The 14669-nt window shown below is 75.0% G+C and carries 10 protein-coding genes; 9 read left to right on the top strand and 1 reads right to left on the bottom strand.

Annotated features, from left to right (window positions below; genetic code table 11):
• Window positions 1-870 precede the first annotated feature (870 nt).
• Entirely contained in the window at window positions 871-2145 is a 1275-nt protein-coding gene (locus tag ACFV3E_RS43600) for a nucleotidyl transferase AbiEii/AbiGii toxin family protein (RefSeq protein ID WP_500541668.1), read from the bottom strand.
• Window positions 2146-2302: 157 nt separating this feature from the next.
• Between ACFV3E_RS43600 and ACFV3E_RS43595 the strand changes: the two genes are divergently transcribed.
• The 9 genes from ACFV3E_RS43595 to ACFV3E_RS43555 all read left to right on the top strand — a co-directional run bounded on the left by ACFV3E_RS43595 (window position 2303) and on the right by ACFV3E_RS43555 (window position 14637).
• Window positions 2303-3205: a metallophosphoesterase family protein gene (locus ACFV3E_RS43595; RefSeq protein WP_500541666.1), complete on the top strand. Its 903-nt coding sequence runs from the start codon at window positions 2303-2305 to the stop codon at window positions 3203-3205.
• Between the two features lie 381 nt (window positions 3206-3586).
• Window positions 3587-4504, top strand: a complete 918-nt coding sequence (locus ACFV3E_RS43590; protein WP_500541664.1) for an AfsA-related hotdog domain-containing protein — start codon at window positions 3587-3589, stop codon at window positions 4502-4504.
• The gene (locus ACFV3E_RS43585; protein ID WP_500541662.1) at window positions 4501-5205 is read left to right on the top strand and encodes a methyltransferase family protein; all 705 of its coding nucleotides are present in this window, start codon (window positions 4501-4503) and stop codon (window positions 5203-5205) included. The genes ACFV3E_RS43590 and ACFV3E_RS43585 overlap by 4 nt, the downstream gene beginning before the upstream one ends.
• Window positions 5206-5207: 2 nt before the next feature.
• Complete coding sequence (locus ACFV3E_RS43580) at window positions 5208-7964, top strand: PEP/pyruvate-binding domain-containing protein (protein WP_500541660.1); 2757 nt, start codon at window positions 5208-5210, stop codon at window positions 7962-7964.
• The gene (locus ACFV3E_RS43575; RefSeq protein WP_500541658.1) at window positions 7961-8860 is read left to right on the top strand and encodes a hypothetical protein; all 900 of its coding nucleotides are present in this window, start codon (window positions 7961-7963) and stop codon (window positions 8858-8860) included. Before ACFV3E_RS43580 ends, ACFV3E_RS43575 begins: the two co-directional genes overlap by 4 nt.
• Before the next feature lie 286 nt (window positions 8861-9146).
• Entirely contained in the window at window positions 9147-10160 is a 1014-nt protein-coding gene (locus ACFV3E_RS43570; RefSeq protein ID WP_500541656.1) for an NAD-dependent epimerase/dehydratase family protein, read from the top strand.
• Window positions 10157-11563: a cytochrome P450 gene (locus ACFV3E_RS43565; RefSeq protein WP_500541654.1), complete on the top strand. Its 1407-nt coding sequence runs from the start codon at window positions 10157-10159 to the stop codon at window positions 11561-11563. The genes ACFV3E_RS43570 and ACFV3E_RS43565 overlap by 4 nt, the downstream gene beginning before the upstream one ends.
• A 153-nt stretch (window positions 11564-11716) precedes the next feature.
• A complete protein-coding gene (locus tag ACFV3E_RS43560; protein ID WP_500541652.1) occupies window positions 11717-13615 on the top strand; it encodes an alkaline phosphatase family protein in 1899 nt (632 codons plus the stop codon).
• A 242-nt stretch (window positions 13616-13857) separates the two neighbouring features.
• Window positions 13858-14637, top strand: coding sequence for a dienelactone hydrolase family protein (locus ACFV3E_RS43555; protein WP_500541650.1), 780 nt, complete (start codon window positions 13858-13860; stop codon window positions 14635-14637).
• Window positions 14638-14669 lie beyond the last annotated feature (32 nt).

The following is a 14669-nucleotide window of genomic DNA, read 5'->3' as shown; positions in this document are numbered from 1 at the left end:
CCCGGGCCCCCCCCGCCCCGGGGGCACCCCCACCGGGGGGCTCCCGCCCCCCGGGGTCTGCGCACACCCCTGGGGGGGGGGGGCCGCCCCCCCCCCCCCCCCCCCCCCCCCCGCGCCCGTTGCCGCCACGGTCATCGACCGGTTCCGGTTCCCGGCCCCTTGACGGGCGACTTTCACGGGGCACCTCGTCCCGGCCCACCACCCCGTCGCTCAATCAAGTCCTCCGCCGCCAACGCCCCTTCAGACGGTCGGCGGGCCTCCTCGTTCCGCGCCACCGCCCGCCCTGGCGGCAGCCGCAGCCGTGGCGTCCGGCGTACGCGGCTGACCCCACGACCCAGGCCCCCGGGCGGGTCGGGCGAACCCCGCACCCGCCCGTGCCCGATCACCAACCGACCCCGGTCCCCCGGCCGGCTGGTGGGCCGCCTTGACGGCATCCCTCGTCCCGGCGCGCCCCGCCATGCCGCATGCCGCGGCGGCAGCAACCGGCGCGATGGCCTCGAACGCACGACGCCGCCCGGGGGTGGCGGACACCGCTACCGCCGCGATCACCGACCGGCTCCGGCCCCCGGCCGCCTGACGGGCGGCCTTCGCGGCGCCCCTCGTCCCGCCCCACCGCCCGCCGCCGGCAAGGGCGCGCACGTCAAGACCCGCCGCCCTCTGCTCGGCCAAGTGCTCCTCCGCCAACGCCCCTTCAGCCCTTCGGCGGTGCTCCTCCTTCCGTCCCATGGCTCGCCGCACCACGGACGGGACCTCACCGGTCACGGCGGAAGCCGGACCCGTGGCATCGGGCGCACGCGGCCGACCCCGCACCCGGGCGCGCAACGCGCCCGTACCGCGGCCAACGACCCCCCGGCGGGGAGCCGGCCGTCACTACCCCGGTTCGGACAGGTGCTCCCGGCGCCACTGCGGGTGCCGCTCGTAGATCTCGACCCACTGGGACCAGGCCGGGTCGGCCAGCATGATGTCGAGGGCGTCCTCGGGGCTGCACCGACCGGGGCCGAGCACCTGGCGGGTGATGACGACGGCGACCGGCGGACCCACCTCGGCGGCCAGCCGCTTCTGCAGACCCGCCATGCCCTCGCGGTCGTGGACGCCGCGGTACTCGGCGAGCCAGGGCGCCATCCACCAGGCCCGCAGGGCGGCGCCCTGAGGGGCGCCGTCGAAGGTCGGGGCCAGGGCCGCGGTCAGGCGGCGGCCGTACGCGGCCGCGTCGCCGCCGAGCCGGGGGTACTCCGCCGCGAAGTGCCGCCACTCCACCTCCGGCACCAGGTCCCCGAGCGCGTCCGCGGTGACGGGGTGCAGCGCGTACCAGCCCTCGGCGTCGAGGAAGACGTCACGCAGGACCTCCGGCCGCAGTCGGCAGGACTCGGCGAGCAGCACCGCGTCGTACAGGTCCTTGCCCTGCGGATGCCTGTCGCTGACCAGCCACATCAGCTTCCACGCCAGCGACAGTTCCGGGGAGACCCCGAGCACCGCGGCCTGCGGGCCGCCCGCCGACAGGGCGGGGAGCGGGAAGCGCTCCGGCGGTGTGGGCAGCCGCTCGTTGAAGACGACGTCGAGCTGGACGATCCCGCCGGGCAGCCCGTCCGCCGTCCACGGCAGGACGAGCCGGCGCCCGGGCACGCGGTCGTACGTCCAGATGTCCTCCGCGACCGCGTCCCCGGCGGAGATCCGTACCGGCCCGGACGCGGAGACGTGCCCGGCCGCGCGGGCGATGCCCTTGAACAGCCGGGTCGTGCGCGGCTCCTCGATCCGCCACTCCCGGGGCACGACGACGAAGTCCAGGTCGCCGGGCTCCCGCGCGGCGTCCCCGAACCAGGCGCGCAGCAGCCTGCTGCCGCGCAGCACCAGATGCTCCGCCCACGGCGAGTCCGCGACGGCCGCGAGCACGAGGTCCGTCGCCCGGCGGCGGGCCTCCAGCCACGCAGCCTCCACCCCGGGGTCCGGGAAGCGCGGGTCGGCCGCCCGGTACGCGTTGGGGTACTGCTGCAACGCCGGGTCGAACACCGGCCGCTGCACGGCCCGCGCGTCCTGGACGGCCCGCAGTGTCAACGGCACGCCCGCCCCCAACCGTTGCCGGTCGTCGAGCGGCGCCTGCGGCACCTCGGTGGCCCTCCAGCCGAAGCGCTTCCACGACCGGTCCATGACGCGGCCCCCTTCTTCCCCGGATTCCCGTCGCCGGGTCCAAGCGTCACGAACCGCCGCGTCCCCCCGCAACTCCGTTCCGCTTCGCGGCGCCGCCGTCCGGTGCGCGGCGCAATGATCGGTGACGTCGCGCCGCGAGCCGAGTACCGTACGCGCAATGCGGATCCTGCATCTCTCCGACACCCATCTCGATCGCTTCGGTGCGCCGAGGGCGGGTGGTGTCAACGCGAGGGAGTCGCTGCGCGGTCTGCTGAACGACCTGGAGCCGGTCGCGGACATCGACGTCATCGTCATCAGCGGCGACATCGCCGACGACGGGTCGCTGGACGCGTACATCTCCGTGCGCGACATCGTCCGGGACTTCGCCCTGCGGCGGCGGGCGCCGGTGTTCTACAGCACCGGCAACCACGACGAGCGCCGCGCCTTCGCGCGGGCGCTGGGCAGCGGGCACCTGCGCCCCGAGGGCGGCAACCACGCCCGGGCGATGCTCACCTCGCCCGCCGGAGAGCGGGCGGCCGTGAGCGTGGTCGACGGCTTCCGCTTCATCACCCTGGACTCGCTCGTGCCGGGCATGGGGTACGGCCTGCTCGGCGGGGCCCAGCTGGACTGGCTGCGCGAGGTCCTGGCCACCCCGGCCCCCATGGGCAGTGTGCTGGTGCTGCACCATCCGCCGATCGCGCTCGACGTCGAGGTGCAGCACGCGCTGGGGCTGCGGAACCCCGGCGAGCTGGCCGACGCGATCCGCGGCACGGACGTGCGGCTGATCCTGTGCGGCCACTTCCACCTCCAGCTGTCCGGGCACCTGGAGTCGGTGCCGGTGTGGGTGACCCCGGGGGTCGTCGGGCGGGTCGACCTCACCGCGCCGCCCGGTACCGAGCGCGCCGTCCGGGGGGCCTCGGCCACCCTGGTCCAGATCGGCGCCCACGGCGGGCCGTTGTTCCACACCCTCCACGCGCGCGACCCGAGGGCGGGCGAGACGATCTACGAGCTCGACCGGGAGCAGCTCCGTACGATCATCGACCGGCTCGGGCCGAACGCCTGGTCCGCACCCGGGAACTGACTCCCCAGGGGACTCGGCCTCACCACACGTCACCGCGCGAACACCCGCCGCGGCGAACAAAAGGGAAATCCCCGTGGAATTCGGTCCTGTTCGAGGGCTCAGATCGCGCCAACTTTGTTCGCAACAGCAAACGCTGACCCCCTCGCGCCCCAGGATCCCGCGGCACCCCGTGCCGCCGTCCGCCCGGCGACCTCGTCGGCGGACCCCCGGTGACGCCGGGGCCGGGGCGTGGCCGGAATCCACCCGCCCCGGGCGGCCCGCCGATAGTTATTACCCACGGGTAGTAGCGTCGACTCCAGCGCGCAACACACAACTGGTCCGATCGACCGAACCTGCCCATGCACGGTGAAACGCCGGGAAGACCAACGGAGTTGTTGTCCGATGCCAGTCTTACAAGCACCCGTGGACGAGCGCGCCGGCCACCGCGGCGGCGACGCCACGGTGACCTGGACCGCCCGCCTGCGGACGGTCGAACAGGACCCCTTCTTCTTCGACCACCCCCTCGACCACCTGCCCGCTGCCCTGCTGATCGACGGGGCCACCGAACTCGTCGAGCGCGTCGCCGGGGCGGACGCGGACTCCCGTCCCGCCTGGCGGGTCCACGCGCTGGAACTGGAGTTCGGCCGCTTCGCCGAGAAGCACCTCCCCGTGGAGATCAGCGCGCGTGCCCTGCCCGGGACGCCCGGCGGGTGGCGCGTCCACGGCCTGCAGCAGGACCGCACGGTCTGCGACGGACGGATCCACGCGGTGGCCGTCCCGGCCCCGGGAAGCCCGGGGGCCACGACGCTGCCCGGACCGCGGGCCGGCGAGGACCGGGGGCCGCGCCGGGACACCATGGTCGCCCCCGAACTGGTCCACCGCCACCGGCCCGAGAACGTCCTGCTCGCCGGCTACCGCAACCACGGCCCCGGCGGCTACAGCGCCGAGTTGCTCTCCCCGCCCCGCGGTCACCATCTGCGCGCCCGCTCCGGCGGAACCGGCGTGGAGCTGCGATCGCTGACCGAACTCACCGAGGCGGCACGGCAGTTCGTGACGCTGCTGGGCCACCGGTCACGCCGGGTGGACTTCGACCGCCGCTACGTCGTCGCCTCGCTGCGCGCCGCCACCGCCCGTCCCGTACGCCGCGCCGAGCAGGTCCGGCTGTGGACGGACTCCCTGCCCCCGGCCTGCGGCGGTGACGTCCGCGTCCGGTTCAGCGCGAGCGGCGGTCCGGTCGGCGAGGCCCGCTTCAGCGGGTACGCGATGTCCCCCGCCGCTTACCGCAGGCTGCGCGGCGCCTCCGCGGGAGGCACCCGATGACCCCGGACGCCGGCACGGACACCCGCCCCGCACCCCCGCCGCACCACGAGCGCCGCCCCCGCCTGGAGAGCCTCTTCCCGCCGGCCCTGTTCACCGCCGGACTGGTGGCCCTGGGCTGGGCCCTGGTCCGCGAGGGCGGCCACTGGTCCGAGCCCCGGCACCGCGCCCAGGCCGTGGTGATCGGCCTCTACCTGCTGTGGACCCTCCTCGAACTGCGCGTCACCTTCCGTGCCGCCCCCCAGGCCGCCGGCGGCGACGACCGCGGCACCATGCAGTGGTACGGGGCGGCCCGCGGCGCGGTGGTGGCCGCCGCCCTCTTCGTGGCGCCCTGGTGGCAGGGCTGGGGGCCCGGCCAGTGGCTCGCGGCGGCCGTGTTCGTCTGCGGTCCCGCGCTGCGCCTGGCCGCGATCCGCCGGCTCGGCCGCTTCTACTCGCACAAGGTGCGCACCCTCGGCGACCACGAGGTCGTGACCGACGGCCCGTACCGGGTGGTGCGCCACCCCGCCTACAGCGGCATGGTGCTGGCGCACGCGGGCTTCGTCGGAGTCCTGGCCAACCCGCTGAGCGTGGCCGCGTTCCTCGCGCTGCTGCTGCCCGCCGTCGTGCTGCGCATCCGTGCCGAGGAGCGGACCCTGAAGGACCTGCGCGGGTACGCCGCGTACGCCCAGCAGCGCAAGCGGCTGATCCCGGCGGTGTGGTGACCGTGACCGACGACAGGGGCCACCGTGCCCGCCGGCGCCCCGCCGCCCTCGCCCCGCTGCTCGACGGGAAACGGATGACCCCCGACGACTGCGGGCACAAATTCGCGCGGCTCGCCCGGATGCGCGAGGCCGGACTGACCGTACCCGCCTTCTTCGTCCTGCCCGCGGACTGGCACCGCGCCCTCACCCGGCCGCTGCGCCCGCGCATCGACGCCCTGCTGCGGTCGGCGGACTTCGCCGACCCCGCCTCCGTCCGGGCCGCGGCCGCCGGCATCCGCGAGCTGTACGCCGGCGCGCCCCTGCCGCCGGAGGCCGAACGGCGGCTGCTCGCCGCCTTCGACGAGGTGATCGGCCCCGGCGCGCCGGCCGCCGTACGGGCCTGCACCGTGGGCGTCCACGGGGAGGACTCCGCCGAGGACCCCTTCGCGGGGCTCAGCGACAGCTTCCTGCAGGTGCGCCGCGCCGCGGTCGTCGACCGGGTCCGGGCGTGCTGGGCCTCCGGGCACAACGCGGAGGCCCTGCTCTACCGGCACGCCCGCGGCCTGCCGGTGGACTCCGGCGGCCCGGACGGCGTCGCGGTCGCCGTCGGCATCCAGCGGATGGTGCCGGCGGAACGCTCCTTCGTGATGTTCACCTGCGATCCGGGGACGGGCGCCCCCGACACGCTGATCGCCGCGGGCCTGGGCCTGGGCGAAGGCGTGGTGCAGGAGAAGGTCGGCGTCGACCACTACTTCCTGCGCGGCCCGGAGCAGCGGCTGGAGCGCGTGGTCGCCGTCAAGCCCGAACGGCTCGTCCCCGACCCGCGGCGCCCCGACGCCGGCCCGGTGCCGCAGCCCGTGCCGCCGGAGCTGCGCGACGCGCCCGTCCTCGACGACCCGCTCGTACGGGAACTGGCGGCCCTCGGCCGTACCGTGCAGAAGCTCTTCGGCGGGCGGCCGCAGGACGTCGAGGGCGCCGTCACCGCCGACGGACGGGTGCACCTCGTCCAGTCCCGCCCGGTCGCGGTCGACCTGCGGCTTCGCCGGCTGTGGAGCAGCGCCAACGTCACCGAGAGCTTCCCAGGACCCACCACCGCGCTGACCTACTCCTTCGCGCAGCGGTTCTACCGCACGATCTTCCACGACCTGTACCGCAGGCTGGGCGTGCCGGCCCGGACCCTCCACGACGACGAGCCGTACCTGGAGCGCATGATCGGCCTGCACCGCAACCGGATCCACTACGACCTGGAGTCCTGGTACCGGCTGCACGGCCGGCTCGCCGTCTTCCCGTGGTTCCGCGCCTCGTGGGAGTCGATGATGGGCCTGGCCGAGGGCAGCGGCCCCGCCGCGGCGCCCGCCCCCTCCCCCGTGCGCCTGGTCCGTCCGGTGGCCCGGGTCGTCCGGCTGATCGCCGGTCACCACCGGTCCATGACGGCATTCGAGAGCTGGTGGGAGGCGCTGATCGCCGATCGCCGGGGCGCCGACTGGTCTGGCGTCGACCCGCTGGCCCGCATCCAGGACCACCGCGAGGTGTGGCGGCAGGCCGGCAACCACTGGGGCGTCACCCTCCTCAACGACTCCGTGCTCGGCACCACCGCCGGCATCACCGGCCGGCTGCTCGCGCGCTGGGCGCCGCACGAGGGCCCCGGCCTCCTCAGCGACCTGCTCTGCGGCGACGAGTCCAACCGCAGCAGCGAGGCGGTGATGTCGCTGCTACGGCTGGCCGAAGCCGTACGCCGGGACCCGCGGTTGTCCGCCGCCCTGCGCTCCGGCCCGGAGCCGGGCCCGGAGCTCTGGCGGGCCGTACGGGACGGCGCCTACGGCGCGGAAACACGGGCGGCCGCGCTGGAGCACCTCGACCGCTACGGCGACCGCGGCCTGCACGAACTGAAGATGGAGCAGCCCAACCTCCGCAGCACCCCCTGGACGCTGCTGCGGATGGCCGGGGAGCACGCCGCCGGCGGCCTCGACGGGCCCGCCCTGCGTACGGCCGAACTGCGGGTGCGCGCCGCGGCCGAGGAACGGCTGGCCGCCGCGCTCGGCGCCCGATCGCCCCGGCTGCGGCTGGTACGCGCCCTGCTCGCCGCCCTGCGCCGGGCCATCACCCACCGGGAGAACTCCCGTTACTTCCGCAGCGAGCTCTTCGGCTACAGCAAGGCGGTCTTCGCCTCGCTGGGCGAGGACCTGCACGCGCGCGGGGTGCTGCGCGACCCCGGCGACGTCGTCCACCTCACCCAGGACGAACTGTTCGGCTGGTACGACGGCAGCGGGGTCAGCGGCGACCTCCAGGCGCTCGCCGACGTCCGCCGCGCCGAGTACGAGGCGTCCGGGCCGGACCTCCCGCCGGGCTTCACCACCCTGGGCCCGGTCCGCGACCGGCTCCCCGGCGGCCCGGCGCCGACGACCGCCTCCGGCGGGCACGGCGACAGCGACGGCGACGGGGAACTGTCGGGACTGGGCTCCAGCGGCGGGGTCGTCCGCGGCACCGCCCGCGTCGTCCTCGACCCGTTGCGGCCCGTCGAACCGTGCCCGGACATGATCCTGGTGGCCCGGGAGACCGACCCCGGCTGGCTCTTCCTGATGCTGGGCGCGCGCGGGCTGGTCGTGGAACGCGGCACCCTGCTCTCGCACACCGCCATCACCGGCCGCAAGTTCGCCATCCCCACGGTCGTCGCCGTCTCCGGTGCCACCACCGCCATCCCCGACGGCGCGCTCATCGAGATGGACGGCTCCACCGGGCGCGTCAAGATCCTCGCGCCCCCGCCCGAGGCGGGCCGATGAGGACGGCGACCGCACTCTTCCGTTTCACCGTCCAGGTCTTCACCCCGTACGTGTACGTCCCCTACGCCACGCTGTGGGTGCTGTCGCTGGAGGCCGCCGCCGCGGCGGCGACCCGCACGCCCTGGCACCCCGGCGCCGGCACGGCGGTGCGCTGCGCCTCGGCCGTCCTGGTGCTCTTCTGGCTGCGGATGGTCGACGAGCAGAAGGACCTCGGCTACGACCGGGAGCACAACCCGGACCGTCCCCTGGTGCGGGGCACGGTCACCGTCGTCCAACTGCGGTGCGCGATGGGCGTCGTGGCGGTGCTCCTCGTCACGCCGAACGCGGCGCTGTCACGGGTGTCGCTGCTCCCGCTCGCCGCCTGCCTCGCGTACTCCTGGCTGCTGGTGGTGCTGGAGCGGTGGTCCCCCCGGCTCCGGGACGGCGTGCTGCTCAACCTCGCCGTCACGCACCCGGTGCAACTGCTGCTCAGCGTGTACGTCTACGTCTCCCTGACCGGCTCCACGCCCGTGCCGGCCCGTTGGCGGGCGCTGCCGCTGCTGCTCGTCCCCGCCTGCGTCTTCCTGCACTTCGAGTTCGCCCGCAAGACCCGCTGGCGGTCCGAGCCCGGCTCCCGGACGTACTCGGGCGCCATCGGCCCGGTGCCCAGCGCCCTGGCGGCGCTGGGCTGGGCGGTGCTCGCCGCCGTGCTGGCCGCGGCCCTGCTGCGCGACCCCCGGGCACTGCTCCCCTGCGCCCTCCTGGCCCTGCCGGTCATGGCGGCGCTGCGCTTCCTGCGCCACCGCACCGCGATCTGGCCGGTGCCCGCGGCGATGGCCTTCGTCGTCGGCTTCCTGTCCGCCCTGCTCACCTCGGCGCTGCTGATCCAGTCCGCCGCGCCCGGAGGCCCCCGATGACGACCGTCGCCAACCGGCAACTCCGCAACCACCGGACGGGGTTGCCCTGCGCCCCACCGACCCTCCCGGACTCGGCAGCGCCCGACTTCCCGCACCACCGCACCGCCGACCGGCCCGTACCCACGGCGATGGCCTTCGTCGTCGGCGTCCCGTCCGTCCTGCTCACCAGCAGTGCCATCCACCGTCAACCCCCCTGTCATGGGCTGGCGTTGCGGCCGCATCCGGCACACCGCCTCCCGGGCGCGGCAGCGCTGCCCATCCGGCCCGCCGCCCCCGGAGGTCCCCGATGACGACCGTCCTGCTCACCGGCGCCTCCGGCTTCACCGGCCGTGCCGTCCACCGCCTACTGCGTGACCAGCGCGTGGAGTTGCGGCTGCTGACGCACCGTCGCCCACCCGTCGCCGACCCCGCGGCCCGCCTCGTCCACGCCGACCTCGCCCGCCGCGGCACCCTGCGCGGCGTCTGCGACGGCGTGGACACCCTGCTCCACCTGGCCTGCACCGTGGACGAGGACGATCCCCGGGCCTGCGGCCTCGTCAACGACCGGGGCACCGCCGCCCTGGTCGCCGAGGCGCGGCGTGCGGGGGTGCGGCGGATCGTCCACCTCAGCACCGCCGCCGTCTACGGCGACGGCCCGCACCGCGGCGCCGTCGAGGGCGGCCTCGTCCCCGCGCCGGTCTCCGCCGTCAGCCGCTCGCGGCTCGCCGGAGAGCGCGCGGTCCGGGCCGCCGGAGGCGTCGTGCTGCGGCCGATGTTCGTGTACGGGCCGGGCGACCGATGGCTGGTCCCCCGGCTCGTGCGCACCCTCACCGCCCTCCCGGTCTCCGTCGACGGGGGCCGGGCCCTGCTCTCCCTGGTCGCCGTCGAGGACCTGGCGGCGGCGATCGCCGCGCTGGCCGTGGCCGACTGGGGTCCGGTACCGGGCGGGGAGGTCCACCACGTCGGCCACCCGGAGCCGGTCGCCGTGCGCGACCTGACCGCGGCGCTCACCGAGCACCTCGGCGTGCCCGCCCCGGCGGCCGACCTCACGTACGACGAGGCCCGCGAACTCCTCGCCGGGCGGCCCCGCGACCTGCGCCACCTGGCACTGTTCGGCCAGGACCACCACTACGACAGCGGCCGCGTCTGGCGGCGCACCGGACACACCCCGGGGGCCTTCGCCACCCGGTTCGCCGCCGCCGCCCCCTGGTACCGCGCCCACCTCGCCCCGCTCACCCATCTCACCCCTCTCACCCCTCTCACTCCTCTGGCCCCGCCGGCGGCAGCGACCGCCGGCCCGACGGAAGACGGGACGCCGTGACCCCCCTCCCCAGCACCGCGACCGCCGGTGCGCCCTCCGCCGTCCGGCGGGCTCCCGAGGCCCCCGGCGCGCTGCCCCTGCTCGGCCACGGTCCGGCACTGCTGCGCCGGCCCCTGGAGTTCCTCGGCTCGCTCCCCGCCGTCGGCCCGGTGGTCCGCATCCGCCTGGGCGGCCTGCCCGCGTACGTCGTCAACGACGCCGAACTGGTCCGCGCCGTGCTGGTCGGCGAGGCGGGCCGGTTCGACCAGGGTGTGCTCATCGAGAAGGTGCGCCCCCTGCTCGGCTCCGGCGTCGGCACCGCCGACGGTGCCGAGCACCGCAGGCTGCGCCGGCTGATGCAGCCCGCATTCCACCGGGCCCGCATCGCCCGTTACGCGGCCACCATGACCGCCGTCGCCGACGAGCGCACCGCCGCTTGGCGGCCCGGCGGGATCCTGCGCGTGGACGAGGAGATGAACGCGCTCGCCCTCACCACCGTGGCCAGGGCGCTGTTCTCCTCGGACCTCGGCGCGGACGCCGTCACCGAGGTGCAGCGCTCCCTGCCCGTCGTCCTGGACGAGATCCCCCGCCGCTCCATGCTCCCCGACGCCCTGCTGCGGCTGCCCACCCCCGCCAACCGGCGCTTCGACCGGGCCGTACGGCGTCTGCGCTCCGCGACCCGGCACGTGGTGGAGGCCGCCCGCGCCGACGGCACCGACCACGGCGACCTGCTCTCCGTCCTGCTGCTCACCGCGGACGAGGGGACCGGGGAGCGGCTGACCGACGACCAGGTCCACGACCAGCTGGTCAACATGCTCGTCGCGGGCACCGAGACCACCGGCGCCACCCTGGCCTGGGTCTTCCACGAACTCGCCCGCGAGCCCGCGGTGGAGCACCGGCTCCACGAGGAGACAGACCGGGTCCTCGGCGGGCGCCCGGCCGTCTTCGAGGACCTGCCCCGCCTCCCCCGCACCCGGCGCGTCGTCCAGGAGGCCCTGCGCCGGTACGCGCCGTGGATCATCCTGCGGCTCTCCCCGGAGGAGGTGCTCCTCGGCGACGTCGGCGTCCCGGCGGGCGCGACGGTGCTGTTCAGCCCGTACGTCCTGCACCACCTGCCGGAACTCCACCCCGACCCCCTCTCCTTCGACCCCGACCGCTGGCTGCCCGAACGCGCCGCGCGCCTGCCCAGGGCCGCGTCCATCCCCTTCGGCGCGGGCGGCCGCCAGTGCCCGGGCAACGTCTTCGCGCTCACGCAGGCCGTCATCCAGGTCGCCACCGTCGCCGCCCGGTGGCGCCTGCGCCCGGCGGACGCCGGCCCGCACGTGCGCGAACTCGCCCGCGGCGCGGTCGTCCACCCCACCGCGATGCCGATGCGGTGCGTGCCCCGCGAGGACGCCCTGGCGGAGACCCTCCCACTTCCGTAAAGAGATCCCCATGCAATGGTTCCTTTTTCCCCGGCGTAGGGGAGATGGGTGAACCGGGGCGTGGGGCGAGCCGTACAGGCTTGTCGGTGGCCCAAGCTCCTCCAGCGGGGGTCGCCCCCATTTCTGTGGCTCGCTTTTGGAAGGAACTTCGGGTTGTCGCTCTCCAGCGCTCATCAGCGACCGGTAACGGACCAGGCGGACACGACGGAGCAACCACCCCCGGGCGACGCGCCGGAAGAGGAGGCGGCCACGGAGGCACCCGAGCCCGAAGCCAAGCCCGAGCCCGGGCCCGGGCCCGAAGCGGAGGCGGCCACCCGGCCAGCCCCTGCCGACGTCGGCGGGACGGACGACGGGAAGGCCCACGAGGAGGACCCCGGCGAACCGGCTCCCGCCGCGGGCAGCGCCCTCGCCCGGTGGCGGGAGCGGCACCCGGACGTCACCCGCGCCGTGTCGTGGAGCCTCACGGTCCTCGCCGCCGCCCTGGTGCTCTTCGCGTTCCTGATGCCCGACCAGCTCTCCGAGCTGACCGCCTCCCGCTTCCTCCGCGTCCCGGCGGAGCCGATCCTGCTGGCCGCCCTGCTGCTCGTGCTGCCGCCCAGGCCCCGGCGCGTGGTGGCGGTCCTCAGCGGTGTCCTCCTCGCCCTGCTGGTCGTCCTCAACTGCGTGGACATGGGCTTCTACCAGACGCTGCGACGGCCGTTCTACCTGCTGTTCGACTGGTCCCTGTTCGCCGACGGGCTGTCGTTCCTGAAGGACACGGCCGGGGCAACGACCGCGTACGGCACCCTGGCCGGAGCCCTGCTCGCCGTCCTCGCGCTGGTCGTGCTGATGCCGCTGGCGATCGTGCGGCTCTCCAAGCTGATGGTGCGGCACTCCTCGGTGGCACGCCGCAGCACCCTGGTGGCCGGCGTGGTCTGGATGACGTGCGCGACGCTCGGCCTCCAGGTCTCCGGGCTGAGCATGGCCGCCAAGGACGCCGGGCAGCGGCTCCGGGGCCAGGTCGCCATGGTGCAGCAGGGACTGGCCGACCAGAAGGTGTTCGCCAAGGAGGTGGCCGACGACCGCTTCGCGAAGGTGCCGTCGGACCAGTTGCTGTCCGGACTGCGCGGCAAGGACGTCATCTTCACGTTCATCGAGAGCTACGGCCGCGACGCGGTCGAGAACCCGGCGATGGCGCCGGACGTCGACGCGGTGCTCGGCAAGGGCACCCGGCAGCTCGCCGACGCGGGCTTCTCCGCCCGCAGCGGCTGGCTGACCTCGCCCGTCACCGGCGGGGGAAGCTGGCTCGCCCACACCACCTTCCTGTCCGGGCTGTGGGTCCCGGACCAGCAGCGCTACCGCTACGTCAGCTCCAGCGACCGGATGACCCTGACCAGCGCCTTCAAGCGCACCGGCGACTTCCGGACGGTCGGCATGATGCCCGGCGTCACGCGGGCCTGGCCGGAGAGCAAGTTCTTCGGCCTGGACCACGTCCACGACTCACGCACCATGGGCTACCAGGGGCCCAAGTTCGGCTGGTCGCCGGTGCCCGACCAGTACACGCTGTCGGCGTTCGAGCGCCTGGAGCACGGGAAGGCGTCGAACCAGCCGATGATGTCGGAGGTCATCCTGACCTCCAGCCACAACCCGTGGGCCCCGCTCCCCCGCACGATCGGCTGGGACCAGGTCGGCGACGGCTCGGTCTACGACACCATCGTGAAGGAGGGCAAGGACCGCAAGGAGGTCTGGAAGGACCCCCGGCAGGTGCGGCAGGAGTACGGCAAGGCCATCCAGTACTCGCTGACCAACCTCATCGACTTCGTGACGAAGTACGGCAACGAGAACACCGTGCTGGTCTTCCTCGGCGACCACCAGCCGGTGTCGACGGTCGTCGGCCTCAACGCCAGCCGCGACGTTCCGGTCGCGATCGTCGCCCACGACCCGAAGGTGCTGGACCAGGTATCCGGCTGGGGCTGGAGCGACGGGCTGCAGCCCGAACACGACGCGCCCGTCTGGCGGATGGACACCTTCCGCGACCGCTTCCTGACCGCGTTCAGCTCCCCGCAGCCGTAGGGCCTTTCCCCGTCGCCCCCCGTACCGCCGGGGGGGGGCGACGGGACCTGCGGGAAGGGGCCGGGAAAACCGGCTGCCCCACGATCACGGGACCTGATAGCGTCACCGTGCAGTGACGACCGAGGAGGTGAGACCCATCAACGCTGTAACAGGCCGGGTACTCCCCTCCCGCACGGCTGCGCGGACCCTCTGACGCAGGTGTCCCCGGGAGTGCCCGAAGGCATCCCGAAAGGCATCAAGTCATGCGCTTCCTCTCGGAGACGACCGCGAACGGCGTCTCGGAACACCTCTTCGTCCTCGGCGACATCACCGGCGTGCTCTGGTCCCCCGCCGACACCCCCGCCGACGCGGACGGCGACCGCCCGCTGATCCTGCTGGCCCACGGCGGCGGCAGGGACAAGAAGGCCCCGGGCCTCCTGGCCCGCGCCCACCACCATGTGACGACCGGAGGCTTCGCGGTCGCCGCCATCGACGCGCCCGGGCACGGCGACCGCCCGCGGACCGCCGCCGACGAGGCCGCCGCGGTACGCATCAGGGAGGCGATGGCCTCGGGCGGGCCCGTCGCCCCGCTCATCGCGGCCCACAACGCGGCGCTGGCCACCCGCGCCGTCCCGGAGTGGCGCACCACCCTGGACGCCCTGCAGGCCCACGGCCGGGTCGGCCCGGACGTCCCCGTCGGGTTCTGGGGCGTGTCGCTGGGCACCGCCGTCGGCGTACCGCTCGTGGCCGCCGAACCCCGGATCACCGCCGCCGTGTTCGGGCTGCTCGGTCACGAGTCCCTGACCGAGACGGCGGCCCGGATCACCGTCCCGGTCCGCTTCCTCCTGCAGTGGGACGACGAGCTGGTCCCGCGGTCGTCGTCCCTCGCCCTCTTCGACGCCTTCGCCTCCCGCGACAAGACGCTCCGCGCCAACCCGGGCCGGCACATGGAACTGCCGACGTCCGAGGTGGAGAGCGAACAGCGCTTCTTCGCCCGCCGTCTGGTCCGGGACCACCCCGCCGCGCGACAGGCACAGCACTGACCCTCCGGGCGCCCCGGTACCGCGCTTCCCTC

Source organism: Streptomyces sp. NPDC059718, from assembly GCF_042733315.1.
Lineage (GTDB): Bacteria > Actinomycetota > Actinomycetes > Streptomycetales > Streptomycetaceae > Actinacidiphila.
Note: the sequence above shows the minus strand (reverse complement) of the source record. Positions and strands in the feature narration are given on the sequence as shown.